Genomic DNA, 25,443 nt, shown 5'->3' on the forward strand with positions numbered 1-25,443 from the left:
TACCATAAAGCCAAGAAATTAGGCCATAATCTTTTCTAATGGGGGCTGTCCCTGTGGATAGAAATATATAACATTTTGCTATTTTTTTGTATAGCAAAATGTAAAAAAATGTCTTGACACATGCGTTGGCGAAGAGTATACCGTTGCCCATTAATCATCTCTTTATAAGGAGAACAAAAATGTCGCGAGACGAGCACCATGTAGTCCCCAACGGCGATGGCGGTTGGGATGTCAAGAGGAACGGCGCGGATCGGGCTTCAGTCCACGTCGACACAAAGCAGGAAGCCATTGATCGGGGCAGGGTCATCAGCCAGAATCAGGGGACCGAATTAGTCATCCATAATCGTGACGGGAAGATTTCCAACTCTGACAGTCACGGCAATGATCCCTGTCCTCCCCGGGACACGAAGTAGAAGTGTTGATGGCCTATACCCAGGTGCCAGCGCTTCTGCTGGTTGCTGGTACCTGGGTACAGATTAGGGATTAATTCAAACCGTGGGTAGTTCCCATTTCATCTAATTACCGTACGTGTTTTTTGCGACGCGTAAGGAAGGCGTCCGAGCCGAGGCTGTGCTTTGCACCCGATGGTTATTCCGCCTATTTGGAAAAGTGATGGCCACCAATCTCATTCCACCTGGGATCATCATGCTGGCGGTAACCTCACGGTTACTTGACCTCCATCAGTCCCGTCGCCAAAAGGGCATCTATGTTCCTGATGTACCAGAAACTGCAGGCGATTACATGGGAATAGCGCTTCTTGCGCTTAACGCCTTACGTGTAACAGAAATAGAGAGGGGGTTTTCGTACACCTCTGTTGAGGAGATCCACTCTATCATCTCACTGCAGGCTAAGGATGTGAGCAGGGATGACCTTGATTTCGTGCTCGAATCATTGTCGAAGGAGCGAGAGATTTGCTTCGCGACGCCGAACCAAAACGGTGCATTCGACTATGGTAATACCCGCCAAAAAACTAGTTTAGTTACCTTTGCTGAAAGCTACGCGCAGATAAAGCTGACAGAGAACGGCCGGATGTTTTTGAGAATATGCGAGGATGAACGGTCATGGTTATATGATGACGCAGATGCGGCAAAAATAGTTACAGCACTGCTGCACTTTAAATTTTACGATGTGCCTTCTTTGTGTCACAGCTTGGGACTTGAACTTGCCCTCAAAGGCCAGATGCTTACCGATTACATTGAGCGTCCTACTCGTAAGGAACAATGTGAGATTCTAATAGCTGATGCCAAAAGTATTAGCCAAAATCTCAGAAATGCGCAAGAGTCTCCTGGCTTTGAACTAGGCAATCTTCAGGCTGAACTGGAAACTTTACTTAAAATAATCGAATCTGTTACCAGGCGATTTGTGGAGTTTCTGGAAATCGCTCAGATGCACAGCGGCGTTATAGCGACTAGTTATAGTTTTCTCGAACTCGCAGATCATCTCGTCTACAACTACACCCCCTCCTCCTCGGAACACCTCGAACTCCTGATGGCAAACATTCTCCACCCCGATACGAACATGCCTTGGTTTCACCCCTCGGGAATCCCTGGGCAAGTTGATCTTTACAGTCTTCTGGATGGTAAGAAAGCCCGTGTTGAGAAAAAGTCGTTTAACCTTGACGCAGATCCAACACCAACCGTTGAACGATTCAGCGGGTTCATAAGACGATATAAAAAACAGATTCTGGCTATGCTGGAAAGGGGACCCGTATCGTTCAGTCAATTCATTACTTCGTCTGATTTCGAGCTTCTCCCTGGAGAGGCCTTGACTGACTTCATAGGCGCATATGCCTCGCCCAGTTTGCTCGATCCTGATGGTGATGACCTCGCTGTTGTCGTTGGCTTAACGGACGAGGAGTTCATCCAGAAAAGTGAAAGCGCGACGCTCATTGCATCAGATCCGGTCATCTTCCTGGCCAAACAGTAGGAGGCTGTATGACGCCCGCGGAACAAGGTTTTACTTTTGCCACTTTGTTGCATCTTCGAATGGTCACAGATAATCCGCAGGGGCGGCATCTTAGGGACAATGAGGCTGAAACCGCGAGAATACTTTCTGACTGCAGCGAACGAGATCGAATGGATTTTGAGGATTTCCTTAATGCGCAAGGTCTTTCACTCAGAACGATCGATGGGGTGAACCTAGGTATACCTCCCCGACCTCAAATGACTAACCAGTTTCACATCCTAATCCGGAAACGAGGTGAACCTCTTGCGCCGTATTTTGATTCGCTGTGGTTTATTGATGCCATGAAGGACCTCCGGCGAGTAAAGAAGGGTGCTGATTCGCAGTTAACGAATCGGGTTGAAACTATCTTCTGGTTTACTCGCCTATGGCTCTACCTCCAATGGAGTTTTTACGAGAAAATCTCGCGACATCCGGCTCAAATCAGCAGATATGGTGATGCAATGGTCCTCACCTCACGATTCATAGAGGTTGTGACTGAAGGAGTTGAGAAAATGGGCAACGCTGGCCGCCCTGTTGGAGAGGCGGGAGTCATGTGGGACGTGTTGTGGAAGGACCGCAGCAATATCAAAACGTGGGTAGTCAGGTTTCTCAAGGTGATGGAACAGGCTGGGATGATACAGGAAACATCGGTTAAGGGGGAGTACCGGCAGACTTTGCCCGCGGCTGTGGATATGGCAGTCATAGCCGATCATGAGCTTGCGTATCTTATGCCCCCGGATCGGGAGGAGGATGTGGAAACGCGTTCGATGATGCTGATAACGGGAGCGCCACTTCCTACGAATATAATGAGGGAGGATGCGAATGCCGCTAATTAATCGGATAGAAGTGTCTAACTTCATGAACGCTGTGCGGCGCAGCCCTTGGCAGCCGACCTGGCCACATTCTGTCTTCAGCCTCCAGGGCCTCCACTCCGTGATCAATATGCCAAACGGGAGAGGTAAGACGACTTTAGTCAAAGCTGTATTATTCATACTTGCCGGCGATACCAAGAGGTTGAACCAGCTTCGTAATGAACACTTCGCCCCTAAATCCCAGGGACACTATTCCCACGTCAGGGTTCAAATGACTATGGATACCGAGGAGGCCGCAGGACTGGACCTCTTTACCGGCGCTCCATTAGGTCAGCAGATGGTGTTTGGGGTATTTGCCAATAGTGGGGAGAATGAGCATTGTGTCCTTTACGCCTACCCTGGAACGTTTGAAGACTGTCCAGTGCATCAGATGGATGTCGGGAAGACGATCCATCTTGTTAGTAATGAAGTTTTCGAGGGATGCCTAGCGGCGAGGCCTGGAAAATTCCCTGCGAGTGCTAAGGATGCTACGCGGCACGCATGGACGGCTTTCATTGCGAGGCGGTTTGACGTTGCAAACCTTCAACAGCAGATTATCTACCAGATCAATGCTGGTGCTGAGGGAAAGTCATCTTACTTCGAGGTTCCTCGCTCCAGTCTGGAATACTCCGCTGCTGTGTTCTACGAGCACCTGGCTCCGCAGCTTCTTACTGATGTCATGGGCGGCTATGGAGCAGAAGATGAGCGTAGTATAGAGGACACCATCCATGAAAAGGCACGCCAAGTCGCCCAAGCCCGTTTCAAAAGCGAGGTGCGGAAAAATGAGCTTGCCGACACGGAACGGGTATTACAGGAACTACAGCGAATTGGGGATGCCGCTGAGGAACTTGCAGCTGCTAAAGCAGAGAAAGCCAACTGCTTGGAGAAGCTGTCCCTTGAACTGGCGGTACTGAGAAACATTGTGGTGGATAAGCCTATCTACGGCCTGCCACCGCGCCCACCCGCGGACGTCCCGGAGATTACAAAACACCTTATTATGGTCGAGGGCGTCCCATATATGCCGGATCAGGCATTTAAATTTCTCACGGGAGATGAACCTCGGAGAATAAACGAGAGAGCAATGCGTTTAGCTGTCCAAAGTATTCCTGTGGACAACTCGCAAGCTATTGAAATTACTTGCGACATAAAAACAGAGCGCGATGAACGCGGTAAACCCAACAAGGCTTTCAATCACGAATCAGTAATGAGCTTGCTACGCCGGACTGAGGCCTTCATTCCCGGCCTGGACAAAGATTCCGCCATCGCGGATGTCGAACGTGCTTTTGAATGGGCCAAGGTTCATGGGGACACGAACCCTGCCCGCTTGGAGCTCACATCTCTCAGCGGAAAACTTGCTACGAGGACAGCAGAACAAAAAGCTAACCATGAGGAACGGGAGTCCTTGACCAATGAGAAAACGAACCTGTTCCAAGAGCAGCGACAGGTCGGGGAGCAACAGGCAGAGTTTCGACGTATGCAGGATAGCGGCTTATTCACGCCCGAGGAGATAGCGTCACCCGCGGCGACCGGCGAGCAAACAGCCAAGGCCCGTGCAGAGGCTGAGGTTTCTCTGCGGATCCATGATGAGCAAGTTGCTCGCCGAGAAGAGGTCTTTGTGTTGTGGCAAGACTTCACCCGGCAGAACCCAGAATGCTCTCCTCGAGATGTCATAGACGCAATGATCGTCGACGAGGTTACCGCTCAGGGAAAGGTCGATGATCTTAAGCAACAGCGGGAAGTGCTTTATCAGCAGCGTTCGGGCCTTAAAGAAGCTTCGGCCGTTGTACGAAGAAACGCTACAGTCTTGAAGGCAAGGCTGAAACAGGCTACGGATACCGAACAGCTTTCACATATGTTTGATGATGTTTTTAGCGGCGAAGATCCAAATGGGTTGGATCAACAGGTCAAGAACGATCTCAAAACGGCCAACAGTGAAAAATTCAGGATCAGCAACGAAATCGCCCAGATCAGCGAAGAAGTGAAAAGCATCGCCGCGTTCAGGGAATGCTTCGGGACCTCCGACCCGGGAACTTGGCTCAAAGTTCGATCCTGTTTGTACGAGCAAGCTCAGAGGAAAAAACACTCTCTTACCACCGAGCTTGATGAAGCAAGGATTAGCCTGAAGAATCTTCAGGAGTTCTCTATTGCACCAGGACAATATGCTCGAGCTGTAGCAAGGGAGGTGCAGGTCTCCTTCACACCTCTGCATGCGGAGGTAGAGCGGTTGAACCTTTCGCCCCAACGTAAGGAACGTATCCTGACTCTTTTTTCCGCCCTTCTTTTTGCTCCCGTGCTTGAAGATGAAGATAGCGCGGTCGTTGCAGCCAGGAATCTAGCCGCAAAGGGAATCGAGTTCCCGGTTTTCGTACGGAGCGATTTTGAGCAATTCTGCGTTACCGGCGAAGTGGCACATGGGAACGATGTGGCTCGCGGTCTATTCATCGGTGTCCGTACCAGGGCTATCGACTGTCTACTTGATGTGAACCTCGTTGAAAGAGAGAAGAAATATTACGACGTAAGAATTGCTGCACTGTCGACAAGGCTCCAGCGCCTAATTAAGGCCATTGGTCGGTTGTCCCATGAAACACCCAACGCAAGATTGGCGGAAAGGGCCAGACAATCACTTGAGAGTGGGGTACTTGAAAAGGACAAATCACTCCAAGAAGCTCTGATTGAGTTAGAGCAGGACCTCCCTCGCCTTCACGCAAGATTTGAGGCCATACCTTCTATTATGGCTGTGCTACGCCACAGGGAAGCGCTTGACGGCCTTACTATGGATGCGTTGAAGGGGCATCTGGCTGATGCCGAAGAAGCTTTGGCTGATGCCGAGATGGCTGAAGGCTCCACTGAGAACGAGATCACTGCGATTACCTTTCAAGTGGACGAAGCATCGGCTCGGCTTAAGGACGTAAGCACTGTCCGAGGATCGAATGAAGTGATCCTAGATATGATTTCAAAGTTCATGGCCGACACCGAGCACGGTCCCGAATTTATGTCTTCAGCCACAGCGGTTCGATCAAGACTTCAGGCTCATTGCGATGTAACAAGGAGCAAGAGTGGATTCAGATTCAATTTAGCCCAGCAATTTGTCACATCTGGCAGCCAGCGACCGCAAGAAATTGAAGCCAGGATCGGTGAGATCACCGTCAGGGTAAAACTAATTTGGGAGGAACAGTCTAAGTTGAGTGGTGAGATTGCCGCTCTACAGGAGCTTCATTTGGACCTTGCCAAGAAGGTAAACCAAATCGATGAGTTCATGTCGTCATTGACGAGGTTTTACAAGAAATATAAGCATTTGCCCACGGAAACGTCTGCGGACCTATCCCGGCACGGGGTTTACCGGGCGTGCTCGTATTTGCGCGGCGCAGACAAGATTGATGAGTGCATTCGCTGGATTACCACCCTGAAAGGCGAAGTAGAGGCCATGAAGGATGTGGTTAGTGGGCTTGCTGGAGATCTGCGGGAAACCGAGGGCGTTTATGAGCGAGCAATCAGGAACTTCAACTTTGAGATCGAGCGTGTTACTGGAGAATCCACACTGAAAATTAGTGAGCACCAAAGCTATCTCCTTGCTCAAGCCAAAACTGACCCTTCGAGGATCAGAGAGATGGTGGCAGTCGCCCTCAGTAATTTTGGAAAAGAGCGGCTGGCCAACGAAACGGCGCGTCAGGAGCTCGATGCAGAGTGGGCCAAAATGGACGAATGGCTAACGGAATTCACTAAGCGTCTTCCAGGAAATTTGGCGCTGCTTAAGTCGACTTTCGCTCCTAAATATGACACTGCAGCGAAAAAAGTGATTAAAGCTGGATTCGAGATAGGCGGAGAGGTAATTCGTTTCGAAGACATTGAATCGGTCATGGAAGACATCGTCCGGGACATTGAGGACTATGAGAAGGACAACACCTTGCGGCGGGACACCAATGCCAAAAAAATCCTGCGTGACAGCTTTCGAAAAGGGATACGAGACAAGTTCTATCAACGGGTCTTGCAGAACGCGTACATTAAGGTGTGTATCCCAGCAATCAGCGAAACACCGCTAAAGCTCGGACCGAACATTGTGAGTTCTGGGCAGGGAGTCGCAATGACGCTGCTTTGGATTGTTAAGCTGGCAGATTTTGTCGCAGAGCGTGAGAGAAGAAGAAAGACGATAAGCACTGGGCTATCCATGATGGCCGCCAATAAATTACGAAAAGTGGAATCGCAGTTCGTCTTCATTGACGGAGCTTTTTCACATCTTTCTGACCGTGCGCTTATTGACGACGTCCTCAATGGGATTATGCAGACTCGTGGGCACTTTCAGCTTATCGTCACGGGGCACGATCCTGAGTATAAGCACAACTTCGAGTATTTCCCAACATTGATTTGCGCCCGTGAAATAGGCGGCCGTTATATGCTTGTTGAGAATGGAAATCCGGTGCAGCCTCACACCAAAGGTTGCAATTTGGGAACTATGGCAACCTTGAGGGCAACTCAGATTAGCCACACCGTCCTTGGAGGGCAAACCAGTGGACCAGTTGCACATTGAAAATATCGTGAAAGATGCGTTCTGGAAGGTTCTCGGTCCACGGGACTCATTGCAGGGGAAATCTCTTGCGGCGCGCCTGTCAAGACTCACGGGGCTTGATGAACTCACTGTTCGAGGAGCACTGGGAGGATTGTCGCAGCAGCGGTGGTTGGGTGGCGTCTCAGTTCAGGGGATTTCCCTGGGAAAAGTGTTCCCCTTGGCAGATCGCCCTGGTCCAATTGTCCCTAGGTCACTTACTAAATGGGTCGCGAGCATGATAGCTGCTGGCTTAGGTCCTGATGAGGTAGAGGCTCTCCGCCCCCTGCACAACCAGGTCGAGGACCTGGAGCCAGAAGACCAGGCAGAACTTGTGAAGGGGCTTCTCCGACTTCGTGCGGAGCAGGCTGCTTTCATCAACCAGCCGTCCTTTTTGGTCAGTGCCAAGTTTCTCCTGGGCGCTTCTAAAATCCTGGATCAGTTGGCACCCACGGCTTTGAAGTCCTTTGGTATTAACACGACCCAGTTCACGGGTTCCCCCTCCGTATTGTTAACGGCTGGACCTCCAATTCCGAAAAATGTGGTGTTGGTGGAGAATCCCCATGCCTTTTGGAGAGCGATTACCTGCAAGGCGCTTGAAACCACTGCTTTCGTCGTGACATTCGGGTATGGCTTGTCTCGTCACAGCGATGATTATGGTAACCAACTCGCGGCGCTCCTGGAGGGACAATCAGCATTATTAGGCGCAGTCTGTGCTGGCAACCCTCCAGATATTAGGACTCTGCTCAACCACTCCGAAATTGCCTTCTGGGGCGATTTGGACATCGAAGGAGTGAAAATCTTCAGGAGACTGCAGAGCGGAATTCCGAGGTTGCAGGTGAGTGCTCTTTATATTCCTATGATTCGCGCGGCTTTGAATAGGTCGACCAGTCATCCATATATCAAGGTGGCAGCTAAACATAAACAGCAAAGACCGGATCCAGATGGGGAGGATTTCTGTAGAATTCTGCTCGAGGCTTGCCGCTTCAGGGCCGTGGATCAGGAAATCGTGACGGTTGATGAAATAATCCAATGCTCCGATATGGTGCTGGAAAAGACATGATAGGTGTCATCGACCAGAGCTTTCGGGATGGAATCCGAGACCAAATCTGTGATCGAGGTGTGCCCCCATAAGACCTGTCGATGGTGGAAGACAGCAACCTTAGGGCCACACGGGATAGGCGCTCTTAGGGATTCGTCACTAATTTCCAGAGTTAAGAGGAAATCCGCCCTTTTTCAAAATGTCCGCTATGGTATCCCTTCGACGACTGATAGATTCGACATCTCTCCTCAGCTTTTTCTTGCGTTCAATGAGCTTGGCGATAGTATCGACTTCCGTAGCGGAAATGTGCTGAAACTTGACCTGAGCGCCTTCCCGGTATCGCAGGCATGGATAAACGTATTCCTTCCCGTTGCTCTTGATTTTCCGCTGACTGAGACTCCCTTTTGGAAGTCTGGCAATCTCTTCGAGTATCAGTCTTATGGCTCTTAAGCATCTCTCGTGTTCTGATTGCAACATGCTATAAACGCTAGGATCTTTCTTGGAGGTCTTCATGTTTTCTCCCTTCCCGAGTGCGGTCTAATAAGCCAGCACGTGGCAAGCTGGAGATTCTATTTTGTTGCAAGATTCTAGCATGGTTTGATACGACGTTGGGACAAAAGCGTCTAAAACTGCTCAGAACAAGAAGTGTCGCTGCCTCGGAGGGAGAATCTGGTCGTTGTCATGAATTGTTCCAGCAGCTCTGCGCTGTCTCCCGTCCGGACTGAGGATTTCCAACTCTTTTTGCTGCACGAGGGTACAAAGCGCTTCTTTGTAAATGACGGCAGATGCAGGAGAACTGTTGCAGGTTGTAGCGAAAAGTTCCGAGAAGGACATCCCTTCCGGTTCTGGGTAAATTAGGTGTGGGATCTGGTTAGATAAAGCTGATATGCTAGCACTTTTGGCAGGATCGTCGAAGTAAAAGGCCATCTGGCCTGTATAAGTAGGATCTTCCTTCGGCACGTACCCAAGCATATCAAACATGTCCAGTCCTGATCCGCCGTAATGAACAAAAAGATTGTTTTTTTCCCAATGGATGCGAGTCATGACATCACGTGCGCGAGGTCTTTGTGATAGGTGGAGCAGCCAATAATCTCCATGCCCCTGGGTGGACCGGATAAAGAACGGGGTGTAAAAGCGTGCCCCGCAGCCGTCAACAAGGTCTTTGTAAAGACTGCTCTGGATGTAGAGTCTCCAGTTGGTTTCGGAGCGTTTGATCTCCTGGATTGATCGACCACGCAGCAGCCCGGTAAGCCCAATTCGTTTCAGCATTGCCTGGCTACTGCGGTGATCGCCAATAAAATTGACAAGAGAATCGACTGCAAAGGTGAGGATGACTTCAGCGCCGGGGACGTTCCTCATTAGGCTGTTGATCATGAAGGTGGGGACTTCAGAGTAGCCATATTGGTCAAGGAGGAAGATTGCCCGAGCTGCACGCCCCTTGTTCCTGATGAAGGTGGCGAGGTCATCCGCCTTGCTTTGGAAGGAGGTCTCAAAAATGTGGACTGTGCGCCCAATTTCTCTATCATAGCCACGAGAAATGAGCTCTTTGCGTAGAACTGCTGCGGCAAGCCTGTCTGCTTCAATGAAGAAAAAGTCCACTAGGAGTTTCACGGGCTTCTTTCGCTCTTTATTCACAAGGAACGCAGCTTCCTCCACCGCCTGTAACATAATGAAGGGGGACCCGAGGACCTCAGTGCTACTCGACTCGTGTAGATAAATTCCGCCGCCGGCAAAACCATCAACCAACGTAAGTCGGAAGACCTCTTGATTTGGCGAAGAGATGAGCGTACAGATGTAGGCGACCAGATAAGAGTGGAGTATTTCGTGCTTCGCAATGCTATGCTGTTTGATGATGGGAGGCTTCTGGCCGAGCTCCCACATATAGGGTGACTTTGCCAATGATCCCCCTCCTACGCAATAGAAATTGCACCTTTGAGCCTTATTGTCCAACTGCCTGCGGATAAGTGATTGGTACTGCAGGCATTTGATCCCAAACCTTTCCCTGCAATTCCCTCCCGGCTTTTTTTTTGTGAATTCCGCCCCACTGCTTGAAGAAGAAAGGAACGCGAGCTTTGGTACACTGCTCTTGAATTTCAATTACCCATTCTTCCTTGATGGGGCGAGCGCCAGGGCCGGATTCCCCACCGACAATCACCCAGTCGATTCCGGCAAGATCCAAGTGCGGTATGGGGCCGAGTAGCGGCTCCAGTGAAAGGAATTTTACAGCCGCTGCAGTCCTGCGCAGGTCATCGATCCGTTGAACGTAATCGGAGTTCTCTACAGTAACTCCCATCCAGATGTTTTTTGACCAAGTTAAGGAATGGGCGAGCGCTGCGAGCCGTTCGGAACGTTTGGTGAGAACCTGGAAGGTATGCCAATGGCTGCGGCGCATAACGCTAAACACTTCTTGGATGAAGTTGTTAGGAATGCCTTCTAGGAAAAGGTCTGACATCGAATTCACAAAAATTGTTTGCGGCTTCTTCCATGACAGAGGTAGTTCCAGCACATGCGGATGCATTGCGAGCTGAAAACCATTGCCGTAGTTTGGCTGGCCCATGGCCTTCAAACGCTTAGCCATTCGCTCCGCGTAGCAGTTCTTGCATCCGGGACTCACCTTTATGCAGCCGGTTACTGGGTTCCAAGTGGAACCGGTCCACTCGATTGCAGACTTTTTCATGGTCTCCTCCCTCTCAGTATGTGCTCCGCGATTTTGAGCGCGATGGGGGCTCCCTTTTTGTTGGAAGCAGCAAAACAAAGCAGATAAAGTGGATTGCTCCGCGAGTTCATCAACTGAAGCGGGTTGCCTGCAACTCCAGGGAAAATGGTCTGTAGCCGCGTTACAAAATAATCAGTGATTTGTTTGAAGTCTCCGGTTTTGGAGACAATCTCCTCTTCGCCGAAAAGGTTGGGCAGAACTTCTTTTTTGTAGAAAAGGCCTTCCCAATCAGAATTACCAAAAATATTCTCTAGTCGCCGCCGCCAACCCTCTGGGATGTTCCCATCTTTTCTCAGCAAGCGGTTTACCCCCACGCCGAGGGGGAAAAGGTACCACATATCTATCGCCTCGGTCCTGGCCACCGCCTCGATGGTATTCCAAGAAACATTCATCCCAAAAGGATCAAGAAAAAGGACCCCTCGAAGGTTTTTTTGCTTCCACTGCACCAGGGAAATCTTCTGGAGTGTAGCATTTGCGTCGTCGTTGATGATTCGTATTTGACGTGCTTTGTCGGGAAACTCAGTCCTCAGCCTCTCTAACTCGCCACATTTTTCCTTGTCTTGCTCAATGAAGTAGTACCAGGAAAAGGGAGGCTCCATTTCCAGAGCAATCCTAGCAGATCCTGCGTGCAGTGCCTCGGCATCGTGCCCAGCCTGGTCAGGAAATAGCAGGTCTGTGCTGGTTTCGTCGATCTTAAGATTGCGGTAGCCAGTACCCGCAAACGCGTCGATGTAGACAAGATTAAAATTCTTGTTCTTGAGTGCTTGGGTGTAGGCGGACAGATAGCTTCGCACTCGGAATAATTTTTCCTGAGTCCAATCGCCCCCAAACTCCTGTAGATTAGCCATCATCCCTCCTCGCGTCAGAAGTCTTCCTGCCCGTGCCACGGTAACCGGGTTTTTGCGGTTTGCGCGGGCGTCTTCCCATAAGATCAAGGTTCGTGAATATGCGATTTAGATCCACGTCATGGCGCTCTAACTCCACCATCATTAACGAGATAACTGCGAGATGTTCCGGGACGGATCCAGATCGAGAGTAGTTGGACAAGGACCTATGGTGCATTCCCATCAATGATGCGAACTGCTTGAGATCAAACCCTGCCTTCCTGATATGTGTCTTAAACATCTGGTATGTCATACCCTTTTATATACGCGAATTCATAATCTGCGTCTATAAAAAACGCGGGCTCAAATACATAAAAAAATGAACTATGTACATTGAAAAATGGCATATGTTTTTTTGGCAGTCAGCCTAGGCTTATGCCGGGGCGTTACGCAAAATGGCGTAGACTTGGACGATGCAACGAGGTTAGCAACGTCAAATGGCAGTATTTTTAAGAATAAATAGTTTTCCATCCTCGTGATTACAGTATGTTGCGTTGCCGGGTATAACAATTGCTGTCAGCACACCACGTTACTCGCGCCGGCACAAACTAGGCGCTATCTCCCCACTGAGGATCATATGGCAACTAAACTTAAACTCATCGATGCCGAAAAGGACGCGGAGAAGTCCAAAAAAACAGAAAAGCCAATCGATACCATTCTAAAAAGGCGAACTCAGGAGCAGATTATCGCCCTCTGCGGCCCGGTTGGCTGTGGCATGGAGAAGATAGCGGAGCGACTGGTCAAAACATTCCGAGCGGTGAAGTATGAGGTCGAGATTATCAAGGCGAGTGACCTCATTATCGAAGCCATCACGAATTTGAAGGCAAATGACGTCCCTGGTGCCGATGGGTTTCAATGTGCGGGGTGGGGAAATGAAGGTGATAGGATTGAGGCCCTACAGAACATGGGCGATTTCCTCAGGAAGAGGCTGGGCTCTGACGCAATAGCTCAACTTTTCATCAAAAAGATATCTGCGCATCGACAAAAAGATATAACGGACGAGGAAGTTGACCGTGGCGAGGTGCACAAGGAGTCGCGCCGACTGGTATGGATACTGGACAGTCTGAAACACCCCGAGGAAGTGCGTCTTCTACGCATGGTATACGACAAAATGTTCAGCCTGATGGGAGTACTTTGCTCCTTCAAAGTGAAACAGCGAATACTCGCTGAGAAATTCAGGATTCCAGATGCTCAAGCTATTGACCTGATCCGAAGAGACGAGTCCGCAGAGCTAAGCTATGGCCAGAAACTGTTAAAAACCCTCCAACATGGAGACTTTTTTGTTCGCAATGCTCCGGTAGAAAACGAGCGGATAGTTGCTACCATTGAGAGATACGTTAATATCATCCTGGGCGATCACAGCATCACTCCTACTCATGGCGAATATGCTATGTATCTTGCTCAATCTGCAGCGTACCGGTCTGGTTGCATGGCTAGGCAGGTTGGTGCTGCGATCATGAGTGCTCAAAACGAGATTGTCGCCACCGGATATAATGATGTCCCGTGTTATAAGGGGGGGCTCTACACGGAAGTCGGGAAAGATGAGCGTTGCTTCAAGACGCCAAGCAGCAGCTGCCGTAACGATGCCACGAAAGACGACATCAAGAAAAAGATGAGTTCGCAAATCCTTGATACGTACCTTAAGTTAAATGAGAAGAAGGATCCAGGGGAAAGGATTTCGCAAGAAGAACTTGCACGTCTCTCGGAGGAGGTCACCGAGTCGATATGCAAGAAGTCAGGGATAGATGCCCTGACCGAGTACTGCCGTGCAGTCCATGCTGAAATGGATGCAATAACGAGTGCTGCCAGGAAGGGGGTATCCCTGAGAGAAGGTACCATATATGTTACCACCTTCCCATGCCACAACTGTGCGAAACACATCGTTTCGTCGGGACTTACCACGGTCTATTATGTCGAACCATATGAAAAGAGCATGGCGATCGACATGCACGGTGATTCCATTTCCACTGACGATGCAGCAACGGACGTTGTCCGCTTTTTGCCATTCGAGGGTGTCGCCCCGCGTCAGTACCAAAATAGGTTCTGCACCACCACGGTTAAAAAGGTCGACGGTAAATTTGTGCGAGTCGAGGTTGGAGAGGATACCCCCGCATATTCACAGCTGTTGGATTGCTTCGTAGATTACGAAACAAAAATTGCTGGTAATTTAACCGAAAGTGGGTTATAAAATTCGACCGTGAAAGGGGGCGATGTTATGAAAACGTCCGATTTTAATGCCCAGTTGCATTTCCACTTTGAAAAATCAGACAGTTCTGCCTCTAATTTCCCAAGCCCCAAAGTGATTTGCTTTCAGCAGGCCGCAAAAGCGCGCAACACGGAAGCCATCCGAGCAAAAGAGCGAGACGTCCTCGAAAAAATTGTCAGGGTGTCCAAACGGTATCCTTGGTGAATTCGGTGAGTAGATGTTGGCTGTTTCGTTGCCAGCGTTATTTATATTAGGGTGTGACTAACAGAAAGGCCGCAACTCGTAATGAGTTTTGCGGCCTTTCTGTTAATTCAACAGCTGAGATTTCGCGATAGCTGGAATCCAGTAATCCTGTTTTTCCCACGTCAGCGTGTGGCTACCATCTTCATGCCTCTCCAGTTTCCCCTCTTTGAGAGCCACTTTACAGACTTTTCTCGGCACCCCATGGAAGTATGTTAACCCCAATGCAACCCAGCGGTGTAATCGATAGTTATCTTCTGTATCGCCTCGTAAAATTGCCAGCATCTCCCGCTCCAGCATATCTGTCAGTTTTCGTTGCAATTTTGCCCGGTTAGTCCTTGGTAAGGTGATTGGAACGGAGTGAATCTCCCGAAGATGCCGCACAAATCCCGAAATCGCGGCACGTTGCCCTAAGAAGGTATTGAGCGCTTTCTGGTCGGGGGGCATCGCGTTAAGCTTTCTGGCTTTTAATAGAAGGCCCACCGCCGGTCTAAGAGCAAGACGAATGGACCGAGTGGTTGTCTTGCCCTCTGCTAAACGGCCGTGTAACGTGTCACTGAAACCTCTGAGTATTGAGCATTCGAGTGAATTCAAAGGGAAAGTTTGAAGGGCTGCGCTAATTCTGCGCGCTTCGGAGTTCTCCTGCCTGGAAACTGCATCTTGAGTAATATGGCCTACGAATTCAAGCCATTTCATAGGTAACAGGACGCTCCTCAGTCGACGAGCCCCGAAATGTTCCAATAGGGCTTTGTAGTCGGGAAATTCCTTCCATCGGCGTTCAATCTCGGTGAAAAAGACTGAGTATCGGTTGATGCAAATTGCCGCTTTGTGGTCGCCAACCCTCTGCCCAAGCCATTTTCCGAAAGCTTTAAAAGCCGTAGCCATTGAAGGAGCCGAAAACGCCGCAACATTCATTTTAATCCGTCTATCCAAAAGCTCCTTCCAGTAGCACCTCTGACAGCGACTTCCAGATCCGGCAGGCATTGATTCACCACAGTCGGGGCAAATTTTCTCTCCTATTTCTAGACAAGGTTTGCAAAGGCGTCTCCCATTGGGGGTTATTTGAAGAGGGCGGTGCCGGCGACACGCAGCACAGGTGCCATGATGCTTCCGTGCACATTGAGGACAAACCGGGATATTGATTCCCGCACTCTTAGCAGTCGTTAGGCGACTTGAGGTCTTACCGCAAATCCCGCAGGGCTTGCCTTCTCGGAAATGAGGCGCACAGCTCGTGCAAGCCGGGCCGTAAGGGGTTATTTTCCCAACCTCGTATTCTGTCTTTCCGCACCGAATGCATGGCTTGTCTCGTTCGCACTTTTTACAAATTGCATTCGTGTCATTATTGGGAAGTCTTGCTATGTTGCCACACCTCGGGCAGAGGGCCCGCTTGAAGATGCGCTTGTAGCAGGTCGTACAATATCGGCGACCTTTACAGACCCGATGCGCTTTTGCGATGCCTCGGCCACACTCATCGCAGGTAAACTTTACAGCGGGTTCTTTCACTAAGTCACCTCATCTTTCGTTGAAGCCTAGCCAATTTCCGCATAATGACCCCTTTGGGACAAGGTTTGATTCGCCTAAATGACGGTGTTTCCAGAATCTTTCGAAAAGTTTTGCTCGTAGTGGGGAGGCGGGAGAGGATGTGGTCAATGCTCGCAGGAGGACTTTGCTTAACATCGCAAAGAGAGGCCTTGGTAAGACCAACTGCGATTGCCGCTTCCAAAAAAACCGCTGGTCCTAAATTTAACAATTGAGAGGTCGCGGCCAGTAGGGAGTCCCTTTCGTGAGCTGGAAGGAGTTCTAGTGGCAATCCCGTGGCAGGAGTTGAAAGCTGTTCGATATCGACTCCAAGGGTCGCTATGAGTTCTACCAACCTCAGGGGTCTAGAACGTAATGATTTTCTCAATAAAGTCAAAAAAAATCTACAGAGATTAAACCACTCTCGGGCAGTAAGTTGATCAGATCCATAACACACACCTACACCGCATAGCGCCTGATCCGCTAAGGTTTGAAAGGCGAGGGCTCTCGCCTTTGTCTGTGCCACATGACCATCTCGAAGGTCGCTCTTACAACTCGCGCAGACTGCTAAGTCGCGGTCACCTGCGGATAATCGGTGCGGCTCGATTGGCCTCCGGCAAGTAGAGCATTTGTCTAATAAAAGAACACGATGTTTCTGACAGCCAGAGTGCCAGGCAAATCTCCAGTGAAGCCGGTAATAAGGAATCCTATCTTCGGCAAGGCACCTTGGACAAAACTGCAGACCGCCGTGTCTAATCCTATTACGTGCTCCAACTGCTAAAATCCATGGCCACACAGCGTTAGGTTGTAGCGGTCTCTGGTTGAGCTCGCCAATGGTGGGCCCCAGCGTTGCCGCTGACAACCATTCCTCTCTAACTCCTGATAAAAAGGAGAGCTGCCCCAGTTTACCTTGCAGCCCACCACGATCGAAATCAAGGGTCCACACCCTCCATTTTGGCCAGAGTGAACCGGTGAGCACCAGAGGATCACAGCCGTGATCTAGGGCAGCCCGGGTTAGCCACGACGACAGCAACTCATCTGGCAGCAATTGCACGGGCACAGCCCATCGTGGGACTACATCATTACTTCCCGGATGCCACGAGTAGGGTGTAGCCATGATTTCCCCTCCACAATGGACTTGTCTATCTGCTCCTTGCCAGTTCTGATTGCTTCGACTGAACATTCAACGAGTAACCGGTGAAGATTGCCGATATTCCCTTCGCAAATGGCATGCAGCAGAGTAGCTAGATTTGGGTCGGAGAGTTTCGATGGCCTTCTTAGTGGAAGGACCGTTTCAAATCCTGCAAGTAAACGCTGGAAATCAGCATCAAGGGACCATAGTGGAAGCGAAACAACATCAAACCGACTGGCATGTTGTGGGTCAGAGTGTAGGACTCGAACCGCCTCACGTGTTCCGACTCCAACTATCGGTATTCCCAACTCGTTACACAGAAGCTTCAACGCGTTCATCACTTCTCTCTGCTTCACTGCAGTACCCGTCAGCAGTGAATGAAATTCGTCGATGATAAGGATTTTGGTGTGACATAGCCTTAAAAGGTGGATTACCTGGTAACGTAGTTTATAAACCGGATCGGTCGCTCTATATGGAGTAAAGAAGCGTTCGAGAATGGAAATGTAGAGGCTTTTTTCGTCGGCGCTGGGTGGTGCTTCCGCTAATATGACGGGTTTAACAGGCTCAGAGTCATCGTTAACGTAGCCATTGCCGCAAGTCTCACGGAAGCGTCGTACTATCGTCGTCTTGCCGTTATTCGGATCACCTACAATAAGCAGATTCGGCATCCGTGGGCGGGTAGGCTTCAACATAAGCCCCAGCAGGGTGTCCGTAATCTGTTTAGCATGTTTGTAGCCTATCCATCGCGGTTGATCTAGAAACGCGATTCGTTCAATGCCAGATAAACCCATCACGTGTCGAAAGTCAGGGTGGATGTGATCGTAACTGCAAGTGGTCATTCGACATCTCCGAATGGGTTGAAATCGTCGCCAAGGTCAGAAAGAGTGGTCATCGAATTTGTCGCGTTTTGTACCGGTGCGACAGCTAAAACAGGAGTGGCTGGGGAAATATTTTTCTCATGTTCCTTGCGCCGTTGTGCCTGGCGACGCGCTTTCTTGGTTTTCTCTTGTGCGGCGTCTACCTTTGAGCGTAGTTCTGTTATCGCCAGGAGGATCTGGTGCTGATTAACACTTTTCACGCCTTCACGTTTTAACTTTTCACGCGCCTGCTTGTATTCCCAAATGCTCATCGATGGCATTGATTGGTCGGCAAAGGGAATTTTAGAATAGTGCTTCAGGTCTGGGTCAAAGAACCAGATCGCGCTGATGTCTCTTGGATCGCGGCGAAATACAAGTTCACGTTTTTTTGCAGGATTGTCGGGTGCTGACGCATTAATCCACGGCCGGAGAGCATCGGCATAGTAGGATATATCGTCGATGGTTACCCCGAAGGTCTGAACGGTTCGCCGAAAAGCAGGGAGAAAGTCAAGGAGTACGGTAAGCCTATCTTGCGGACGTGGAGGAATTCCTATCCCATGTAGATCTCCGTTGCCGAAGATTCCAACTTCCCATTTGCGCAGAGGCGACATTCCAATACCAGAATGCATCCGCTGATGGTAGACCTTGCATATGAGGGTAACCAACCACTCCTCAAATTCAGACTTCGTCAACGCTGCATGCTTCTCAGAATCATAGTCCGATCGTTCTTTGAGCGATGAGAAAGTTGTGCCGGGGAGGTCATGGATCTCTCTTAGCAGGGTCCCTAGCATCCGCTCGATGTGGCCACCGTACCTTGGAGTTTTGACAGGTCTGAACTCGAGAGTAATGCCATATGTCAAACATGATCTTTCGAAGTTATTGGACCTAAAGTCAGGTCCATTATCGACAAAGATTTTCTGAGGGATGCCCCAGACGGGCCAATCCGCATCAACCTTGTGTAGCGCAAGCCAATCCTCTTTAGGGAGCATGGAATGCGAAACGCACATTGCAACCGATGTCTCTGATGGAGGGTCAAACGACAGGTAGTATCCAGTGACGATCCGGGTGCAGACATCAATAGCCAATGTAATCCAGGGACGGCCGATCGGCTTTCTGAAAATATCATCTACGAGGATAATATCTGCAGGTGTGTGGTCGATTTGCACAACGGCTAAGGGGAAATTCGCATTCGGGAAACTACCTGGTGCCGGTTGAAACTTATTGATTGCTCGTTCCCTAAATCCTCGCCCGCGGAGAATCTCCCTTTCCGACAACTTCCCTAGTCGATTCCTGATAGTACTGGGGCTGGGAACTTCAATTAACCTCTGCTGACAGCGTCGCTGCACCTCAATGATAACCTTTTGAACCTTCGGCCTCTGCGGAGTTAGGTAATAGTCGGTGATCACCTCCGAAATGACTTTGTCGGCAAATGCGGGGAGACGGTGTTTTCCGGATTTCCAGCCCCTCTTAAAGGGTATTAGAGCGGATACATCGCCATAGGCTTTGTAGCGTTTAAGCCAACGATAGAGGGTAGCGGTATTTATCCCAACTTCATTGGCTCGCTGCTCGACCTCCTGGCGGCTGTGTTGCGGCATATGGATGAGTGGTTTAATTGCGGCAAACCGTTCCTCGGCTATCCGCCAATCGGCGTCAGCGATTTCTGCCAGGTCTTCAGAGCATAGTGCTATTCCATCTTGGTCAATAGAACGCATGTCCGCTATCAAGAGCGGGCAACTTCGTCCATTTTCAACGTTTATACCTATTGCTGATTCGAAATTTAAAATCTGGGTCACTCGGTAGACGTCTTGTCCGCATCGGACAAAGCGGCCGACCTGTACATCAACGCTCTTTCGAATGGGTTCGAAGGCCTCATTGGAGACATCATTATCATTCTGAGTCATGTTCGGGTATCCAGAGTTCGGTGAAATCGTTCAGGGGCAGGGTTATATCGCAGTCAAGTTGCCGTAACGCAAGTAAATGCCAAAGGTGAGCTATGCCCTGGCCTCTATATATGCCCATGAAGTGGCGGGCCAGGAGGTAGTGGAAGGGAGCGGACCCCATTTCCTGAACGGTTTTCAGAATATATTCGCTCTCTTCGTGTGAGAATTGCATCCTTTTATAGCGCTCAAGAAAGGTAATATTCAAAAATGCGACGTCACGGATTCGTGATTCGTCGTGGATGCGAAAAATCCAACCCTGCTGTTTAGCATAGGCATAGGCCGCTTTCCATTTAGGGAGCCACTTTCGCCAATTTTTGCGCCACTCTTGAGCTGGTTTAACTTCGACCAGTAATGGCTTGGTGTAACCTGGGAAAGAAGCTGTGCCAAGTTTGTAGAAGACTAGAAAATCAGGGGTGTAATTGAAAGACTGTCCATTCAGGACGAAGGGGATTTGGCAAGGTTGCGGGATAACGTCCTGCACTGAAAGACTGAAATCCTTTCGGATAATAAAGTCGCGTTCGAGAGCAGATTCATACTGGATATGCTTCTCCAGGCGAAATGGGTAGTACCCTGACACGCTTCGGCGTGTGGGGCCAATCTTCCTAGTCTGCTGGGGGAGGGGGCTGTCGCAATTATTTCTTCGCATTGTGAACTCAGTCGCAGCTAATTCAGGGTTTGGATCGCAATAATTTAGAAACTTTTCGGTTCAACTCGCTAAAACTTTAATACCAGTAGTCGCATCAAATGTCAAAAGTCACAGCAGCAATACCCCGAAGCCAGGCGAGGTCTCGCTCTCGCACAACGGCGTCCTTTTCCTGGACGAGCTTCCCGAGTTCAAGAAGCATGTCCTCGAGGTGCTGCGCCAGCCCATGGAGGACGGCCGGGTCACCATCTCCCGCGCCCTCTCCAGCGTCACCTACCCGTCGCGAATCATGCTCGTTGCCGCCATGAATCCGTGCCCCTGCGGCTACCAGGGGGATCCCGTACACCTCTGCTCCTGCACGCCGCTCATGATCCAGCGCTACCGTTCGCGCATCTCGGGTCCGCTTTTGGATCGCATCGACATCCACATCGAAGTCCCGGCGGTGAAGTTCCGTGACTTGGCCGACCGCGGCGAGGGGGAAACCTCGGAAGCCATCGCGGCGCGGGTGGCCCGTTCCCGTGAGGTGCAGAAGGAGCGCTTCAGGGGGACCCGGGTGCACTGCAACGCCCAGATGTCGGCGCGCATGATCCGCAAGTTCTGCGAGCCCGACGCGGCGGGGAACCGGATGCTCGAGATGGTCACCGACCGCCTGGGCCTCTCCGCCAGGAGCTACACCAGGATCCTCAAGGTCGCCCGCACCATAGCCGACCTCGAGCTTGCCGAGCAGATCAGGGAAACCCACATCTCCGAGGCGATCCAGTACCGCAGCCTGGACCGCAAAACCGGATAGGAGAAAAAAAGATCGCACCGGCGAAACTGCCCGGTGCGATGATGGATTGCCATGGAAATTAATGGCCGGGCCGGTAATGGCCCGGCTTTTTCGTTAGGGGAGCACCTTCACGAGGACTGACTTGCTGACCGAGACGTTTCCGGCCGCGTCCTTCACCCACGCGTACATGGCCTTGGTGCCGGTGGTCGAAAGCGTGAAGCTGGTCGGGACGGTCGTGCTCCACCCGGAGGCTGCGGCGGTCGGTGCGGTGGAGTTCTCGGTGATCAGGTAGGCCTTTACCCCAGAGTTGTCGTCCGTGCCGGCGAAGGTGACTGCCACGGTGCGCGTGGCGGATTGCGCCGGGGCGCTGAAGCTTGCGACCACGGGCTTGGTGGTGTCGACGTTGACCGTCGCGCTGGTCGAGGCGGAGACGTTGCCGGCGGTATCCTTCACCCAGGCGTAGAGGGTCTTGGAGCCCGAACCGGAGACCAGCACGCTTACCGGCTTGGTGGCACTCCAGGTGGTGGGCGCGGTGTTGCTGGTGGTGACGGCATAGCCGGCGATGCTGACGTTGTCGCTCGCGGTGAAGGAGCTGATCGGGATGGTGAGCGAAGCCGAGATCGCGGGGACCGTGAAGGCGCTGATGCTCGCTGCGGTGGTGTCGATGGTGACGGCTGCGCTCTTGGCGAGCGAGACGTTGCCCGAGCTGTCCAGCGCCCAGGCGTACAGGGTCTTCGCGCCGTCAGCGGTGTTGCTCGCGAAGGTGTAGCTTTTCGGCGCAGTAGCGGACCAGCCAGTGCTCGCCGACGGAGCGGTCGAGCTCGCGGTGACCTGGAAGCCGACGACCTTGACGTTGTCGGTGGCGGTAAAGGTGGTGATGGGCACGGTCAGGCTCTTCACCGGGGTGCTGGGGAGGGCGAAGACCGAAACCGCCGGTTTCGTCAGGTCGACGATGCAGGGGGCACTCTTCAGCACGGAGACGTTACCGGCTGCGTCTTTGGCCCAGGCGTAGAGCGTCTTGGCGCCGGCGGCGCTCACGGTGTAGCTGGTCGGGGCGCTGGAGAGCCAAGCTGCGCTGGCAGTCGGCACGGTCCCGGTTTCGGTTATCAGGTATCCGGCGACGCCGCTGTTGTCGTCGCTGGCGGCGACAGTGACCGGGACGCTGAGCGAACCGTACTGGGCGGGGACCGTGAAGGTCCCGACCACCGGCTTGGTCAGGTCCACGTTGACGGTGGCGCTCGCCGAGGCGGAGACGTTGCCCGCTGCGTCTTTCACCCAGGCGTAGAGGGTCTTGGAACCGGCGCCGGTAACGATGAAGCTGACCGGCTTCGTTGCGCTCCAGACGGTCGGCGCGGTGTTGGTCGCGGTGATGGCGTAGCCGGTAATGGTGCCGTTGTCACTTGCGGTGAAGGAGCTGATGCGGACCGTGGCCGACGCCGAGAGGGCGGGGACCGTGAAGGCGCTGATGGCCGGTGCCGTGGTGTCGATCGCGACGGCGGCACTCTTGGCAAGCGAGACGTTCCCCACGGTGTCTACGGCCCAGGCGTACAAGGTCTTCACACCGTCGGCGGTGTTGCTGGCGAAGGAGTAGGTCTTGGGGGCCGTACTGCTCCACCCGGTGCTCGGCGAAGGGGCGCTCGCGCTCTCGGTGACCTGGTAGCCGGCAACCTTGACGTTGTCGGTGGCGGTGAAGGTGGGAATGGTCACGGTCAGGCTCTTCACCACGGTGGTGGGGAGGGTGAAGGCCGAGACTACCGGCTTCGTCAGGTCGACGACACAGGGGGCCGATTTGGCGACGGAGACGTTGCCGGCGGCATCCTTGGCCCAGGCGTAGAGCGTCTTGGCGCCGGCGGTGCTCACGGTGTAGCTGGTCGGCGCGCTGGCAAGCCAGGTGCTAGCGCCGGCGGCGGGGACCGTGGCGCTCTCGGTTACCAGGTAGCCGGTTATCACGCTGCTGTTGTCGCTGGCGGCGATGGTGACCGGCACGGTGAGCGAGCCGTACTGTGCCGGAACCGTGAAGGTGCCCACCACCGGCTTCGCCAGGTCGATGGCGACCGTGGCCGAGGCCGGGCTGGATACGTTGTTGAGCGCGTCTTTGACCCAGGCGTAGAAGGTGTAAGAGCCGCTGGTAGCGCCGGTGGCGACTACTGCGGTGGGGGGCGCGGCGAGCCAGCCGGTGGCGCTGACCAGCGGCGCCGTTGAGGTTGTGGTGATCTTGTAGCCGGTGATCTTGTTGTCGCCCGCGCCGCTGAAGGCGGTAACCGGTATGGTGAGCGAATTCACGTTGGGCTTCATGGCGAAGCTGGCCACCGAGAGGGCCGTGCTCGTCTTGAGGTCCGCCGTCATGCTGGTTCCGCGCGCCGAGATGTTGGTCACCGAGAAATTGCTGGCGGTGCCGTCGTAGTACGCCGAGTTCACCAGGGAACCGGGGGTGAAGGCGGCGTTGTTGCCGGAGTAGAAGGTGGTGGCGGCGCTGCCACGGCAACCGCTGGTCAGCATGTTGCACACGGCGGTGCTGGCCTGCGTCGGAACCACACCCTGGTGTGCGCCGGCATGGTACGCGTTGAGGTCGTTGGCGCCCAGAGTGCCCACGGTCAGGTCGATGTGGGTGATCAAGAGCCCCCCGGCATATCCGCTGGTAAGTCCGGTGATGCCGGCATCCCAGCCGGTGGGGGGGCGGTTTTCCGCGAGCCAGTACTCGGTGGGGCGCTCGGGGCGTGCCAGCTTGAGGGCGGAGTCGTTGGCCGACAGTGCGCTCGCGATGGTCACCGAACCTGCGCTGGGGGCGACCGGGGTGGTCCAGCCCAGGAACTCGCGGGACCAGGCGTCCATAGCCACCGGGGTGGAACCGACGGCCTGGTTAGGGAGCGTACCCCAGCTGCCGCCGGCCATGACCGAGAAGTTACCCAGTCCGGCGTTGAAATTGGTGGTGTCGTAGAGGTCGGGAAGGCCGGTCATCAGGTGCCCAAGTTCGTGGACGATGACACCCACCGGATGCTGCTGATCACTGTTGTTCAGTTCGCCGCACAGTGCCCAGCCGGTGATGGTCTTGCTCCCCATGGGGATCGAGCCGCTCCAGGCATGGGCCCAGATCTTCGGCGTCTTGGAGCTCCCCGAGTTCTCGTAGCCGGCGTAGACCAGGAACACCTCGTCGTTGGACGGATCGAAAGAGCTCAGGTCGACGGCGCTCACCGCCTGGGCGAGAGCATGGCCGATGACGGTGGTCTCCAAGGTGTAGTTGTAGGAGTTGCCGGAGTTGGGATGGCTGTCGGGGATGGTCACCGCCACCACGCCGGGGTGCGTTCCCCCCGTGAAGGCAGGTGCCACGGTGAGGGTGCCGAAGGAGTTGTCCTTGTAGAAGTTGGCCACGGATTTGGCGCCGGGTGTGCTGTCGAAAACCTCGCTGTACCAGGCGTCGGGGGTGGTGACCAGCGTGCGGTTGGCGAAGTTCACCAGGACGATCAGGAGCTTCTTGGTTCCCGAAACCGGCACCGGTGTCCAGTCGCCCGCGGCGCCGTACACCACCCCGGCCGGAGTGCCCGCCCCGGTGGAGCCGTCCAGGGAGACGGAACCGGCGGGAAGCCGCTGCTGCAACTTCCGTTTCAGGTGATCCTTCTGGCGCTTCTCACCTGCGGTGTCCCGGACCGGTTTGACCCCCTTGGGTAAGAAGGAGGGCGCGAACTTGCCGGCGGGCTCAACCTTGACTCCGGAAGCCTTCAGCGACCCGTCTGGCAGCTGCTCGGCGTATTCCCAGTGTTGGGTCGTCGGGTTCTTCACCACGGTGTGCCCGCTCTCTGTCGATTCAATCCAGTTCTGGAACTCGTCGCCGTGGACCTTACCTTTGAAGGTGGAGCCGTCCGGCTGCTGGAGATCGATGCTGTCCGGCATGGCAGGCCCGGCATAGGCTATGGTTGACATAGCGAGCATCAACGTCGTGGCAAGCACAAGCAATCTGGTCATAACTGTTCCCTCCGGGACAAAAGTGTCTAGCCTGTGCGAGCTTAAACCGTGCCAGCGGGCCACCTAAGAGAAGTGACTAAAAAACAGGTGGATAAAGAGGGGGGCTGCCCGCCGGAGCTGCTTCGGGCAGTTCAAATTTTGCATGCTGTAAAAGTTTCGAACAGCAACGGGATAGGAAAAGGGGCGCTGTGCTCTCGATAA

At 52.7% G+C, this 25,443-nt stretch carries 18 protein-coding genes and 1 pseudogene; 8 read left to right on the top strand and 11 right to left on the bottom strand.

Going from position 1 to position 25,443, the window contains the following annotated elements; genetic code table 11:
* Positions 1 to 179: 179 nt before the first annotated feature.
* From GMST_RS07090 to GMST_RS07110, 5 genes are all read left to right on the top strand, one after another.
* Positions 180 to 413 carry a DUF2188 domain-containing protein gene (locus GMST_RS07090; protein ID WP_183353938.1) on the top strand — a complete coding sequence of 78 codons (234 nt, stop codon included), beginning with the start codon at positions 180 to 182 and terminating at the stop codon, positions 411 to 413.
* Between the two features lie 199 nt (positions 414 to 612).
* Complete coding sequence (locus GMST_RS07095; protein WP_183353939.1) at positions 613 to 1,926, top strand: hypothetical protein; 1,314 nt, start codon at positions 613 to 615, stop codon at positions 1,924 to 1,926.
* Between the two features lie 149 nt (positions 1,927 to 2,075).
* Entirely contained in the window at positions 2,076 to 2,780 is a 705-nt protein-coding gene (locus GMST_RS07100) for a hypothetical protein (protein ID WP_198424536.1), read from the top strand.
* Positions 2,767 to 7,320, top strand: coding sequence for a hypothetical protein (locus GMST_RS07105; RefSeq protein WP_183353940.1), 4,554 nt, complete (start codon positions 2,767 to 2,769; stop codon positions 7,318 to 7,320). The genes GMST_RS07100 and GMST_RS07105 overlap by 14 nt, the downstream gene beginning before the upstream one ends.
* Positions 7,301 to 8,398, top strand: a complete 1,098-nt coding sequence (locus GMST_RS07110; RefSeq protein ID WP_183353941.1) for a Wadjet anti-phage system protein JetD domain-containing protein — start codon at positions 7,301 to 7,303, stop codon at positions 8,396 to 8,398. The genes GMST_RS07105 and GMST_RS07110 overlap by 20 nt, the downstream gene beginning before the upstream one ends.
* 138 nt (positions 8,399 to 8,536) lie before the next feature.
* Here GMST_RS07110 and GMST_RS07115 read toward each other — a convergent pair whose 3' ends face one another.
* The 4 genes from GMST_RS07115 to GMST_RS07130 form a co-directional block, all read right to left on the bottom strand.
* Positions 8,537 to 8,890: a DUF6788 family protein gene (locus GMST_RS07115; protein ID WP_183353942.1), complete on the bottom strand. Its 354-nt coding sequence runs from the start codon at positions 8,888 to 8,890 to the stop codon at positions 8,537 to 8,539.
* Between the two features lie 120 nt (positions 8,891 to 9,010).
* Positions 9,011 to 10,276: a three-Cys-motif partner protein TcmP gene (locus tag GMST_RS07120; protein WP_198424537.1), complete on the bottom strand. Its 1,266-nt coding sequence runs from the start codon at positions 10,274 to 10,276 to the stop codon at positions 9,011 to 9,013.
* Between the two features lie 40 nt (positions 10,277 to 10,316).
* Positions 10,317 to 11,054: a DUF5131 family protein gene (locus GMST_RS07125; protein WP_183353943.1), complete on the bottom strand. Its 738-nt coding sequence runs from the start codon at positions 11,052 to 11,054 to the stop codon at positions 10,317 to 10,319.
* Positions 11,051 to 11,941, bottom strand: a complete 891-nt coding sequence (locus GMST_RS07130) for a three-Cys-motif partner protein TcmP (RefSeq protein WP_183353944.1) — start codon at positions 11,939 to 11,941, stop codon at positions 11,051 to 11,053. The genes GMST_RS07125 and GMST_RS07130 overlap by 4 nt, the downstream gene beginning before the upstream one ends.
* Positions 11,942 to 12,554: 613 nt before the next feature.
* On the opposite strand from GMST_RS07130, the gene GMST_RS07135 reads away from it, so the two are divergent.
* Together GMST_RS07135 and GMST_RS07140 are read left to right on the top strand one after the other, a co-directional pair.
* Positions 12,555 to 14,165 carry an anti-phage dCTP deaminase gene (locus GMST_RS07135; protein ID WP_183353945.1) on the top strand — a complete coding sequence of 537 codons (1,611 nt, stop codon included), beginning with the start codon at positions 12,555 to 12,557 and terminating at the stop codon, positions 14,163 to 14,165.
* A 27-nt stretch (positions 14,166 to 14,192) separates the two neighbouring features.
* Entirely contained in the window at positions 14,193 to 14,387 is a 195-nt protein-coding gene (locus GMST_RS07140; protein WP_183353946.1) for a hypothetical protein, read from the top strand.
* 102 nt (positions 14,388 to 14,489) lie between these two features.
* Here GMST_RS07140 and GMST_RS07145 read toward each other — a convergent pair whose 3' ends face one another.
* From GMST_RS07145 to GMST_RS07165, 6 genes and pseudogenes are all read right to left on the bottom strand, one after another.
* Positions 14,490 to 15,356 carry a hypothetical protein gene (locus GMST_RS07145; protein ID WP_183353947.1) on the bottom strand — a complete coding sequence of 289 codons (867 nt, stop codon included), beginning with the start codon at positions 15,354 to 15,356 and terminating at the stop codon, positions 14,490 to 14,492.
* 183 nt (positions 15,357 to 15,539) lie between these two features.
* Positions 15,540 to 15,926 (bottom strand): annotated as a pseudogene (locus GMST_RS22755) (hypothetical protein); the annotation flags it as partial.
* Positions 15,927 to 15,930: 4 nt separating this feature from the next.
* The gene (locus GMST_RS22560) at positions 15,931 to 17,124 is read right to left on the bottom strand and encodes a TniQ family protein (protein WP_371873110.1); all 1,194 of its coding nucleotides are present in this window, start codon (positions 17,122 to 17,124) and stop codon (positions 15,931 to 15,933) included.
* A complete protein-coding gene (locus tag GMST_RS07155; protein WP_183353949.1) occupies positions 17,016 to 17,912 on the bottom strand; it encodes a TniB family NTP-binding protein in 897 nt (298 codons plus the stop codon). The genes GMST_RS22560 and GMST_RS07155 overlap by 109 nt, the downstream gene beginning before the upstream one ends.
* Positions 17,909 to 19,831: a TnsB C-terminal domain-containing protein gene (locus GMST_RS07160; RefSeq protein WP_183353950.1), complete on the bottom strand. Its 1,923-nt coding sequence runs from the start codon at positions 19,829 to 19,831 to the stop codon at positions 17,909 to 17,911. The genes GMST_RS07155 and GMST_RS07160 overlap by 4 nt, the downstream gene beginning before the upstream one ends.
* Positions 19,818 to 20,351 (bottom strand): TnsA endonuclease N-terminal domain-containing protein, encoded by a 534-nt coding sequence (locus GMST_RS07165; RefSeq protein WP_198424538.1) that lies wholly within the window; start codon positions 20,349 to 20,351, stop codon positions 19,818 to 19,820. The genes GMST_RS07160 and GMST_RS07165 overlap by 14 nt, the downstream gene beginning before the upstream one ends.
* 244 nt (positions 20,352 to 20,595) lie before the next feature.
* Between GMST_RS07165 and GMST_RS07170 the strand changes: the two genes are divergently transcribed.
* Positions 20,596 to 21,303: a YifB family Mg chelatase-like AAA ATPase gene (locus GMST_RS07170; RefSeq protein WP_183354138.1), complete on the top strand. Its 708-nt coding sequence runs from the start codon at positions 20,596 to 20,598 to the stop codon at positions 21,301 to 21,303.
* A 93-nt stretch (positions 21,304 to 21,396) separates the two neighbouring features.
* Here the strand turns inward: GMST_RS07170 and GMST_RS07175 are convergent, their stop codons facing one another.
* Complete coding sequence (locus GMST_RS07175; protein ID WP_183353952.1) at positions 21,397 to 25,242, bottom strand: M6 family metalloprotease domain-containing protein; 3,846 nt, start codon at positions 25,240 to 25,242, stop codon at positions 21,397 to 21,399.
* Positions 25,243 to 25,443: the final 201 nt, after the last annotated feature.

Source organism: Geomonas silvestris, assembly GCF_014193515.1.
Classification (GTDB): Bacteria; Desulfobacterota; Desulfuromonadia; order Geobacterales; family Geobacteraceae; genus Geomonas; species Geomonas silvestris.

Coding starts and splice junctions, on each gene's coding strand:
- GMST_RS07090 (WP_183353938.1), top strand. CDS start 180: ATGTCGCGAGACGAGCACCATGTAGTCCCCAACGGCGATGGCGGTTGG.
- GMST_RS07095 (WP_183353939.1), top strand. CDS start 613: ATGGCCACCAATCTCATTCCACCTGGGATCATCATGCTGGCGGTAACC.
- GMST_RS07100 (WP_198424536.1), top strand. CDS start 2,076: ATGGATTTTGAGGATTTCCTTAATGCGCAAGGTCTTTCACTCAGAACG.
- GMST_RS07105 (WP_183353940.1), top strand. CDS start 2,767: ATGCCGCTAATTAATCGGATAGAAGTGTCTAACTTCATGAACGCTGTG.
- GMST_RS07115 (WP_183353942.1), bottom strand. CDS start 8,890: ATGAAGACCTCCAAGAAAGATCCTAGCGTTTATAGCATGTTGCAATCA.
- GMST_RS07125 (WP_183353943.1), bottom strand. CDS start 11,054: ATGAAAAAGTCTGCAATCGAGTGGACCGGTTCCACTTGGAACCCAGTA.
- GMST_RS07130 (WP_183353944.1), bottom strand. CDS start 11,941: ATGGCTAATCTACAGGAGTTTGGGGGCGATTGGACTCAGGAAAAATTA.
- GMST_RS07135 (WP_183353945.1), top strand. CDS start 12,555: ATGGCAACTAAACTTAAACTCATCGATGCCGAAAAGGACGCGGAGAAG.
- GMST_RS07140 (WP_183353946.1), top strand. CDS start 14,193: ATGAAAACGTCCGATTTTAATGCCCAGTTGCATTTCCACTTTGAAAAA.
- GMST_RS22560 (WP_371873110.1), bottom strand. CDS start 17,124: ATGTTCAGTCGAAGCAATCAGAACTGGCAAGGAGCAGATAGACAAGTC.
- GMST_RS07155 (WP_183353949.1), bottom strand. CDS start 17,912: ATGACCACTTGCAGTTACGATCACATCCACCCTGACTTTCGACACGTG.
- GMST_RS07160 (WP_183353950.1), bottom strand. CDS start 19,831: ATGACTCAGAATGATAATGATGTCTCCAATGAGGCCTTCGAACCCATT.
- GMST_RS07175 (WP_183353952.1), bottom strand. CDS start 25,242: ATGACCAGATTGCTTGTGCTTGCCACGACGTTGATGCTCGCTATGTCA.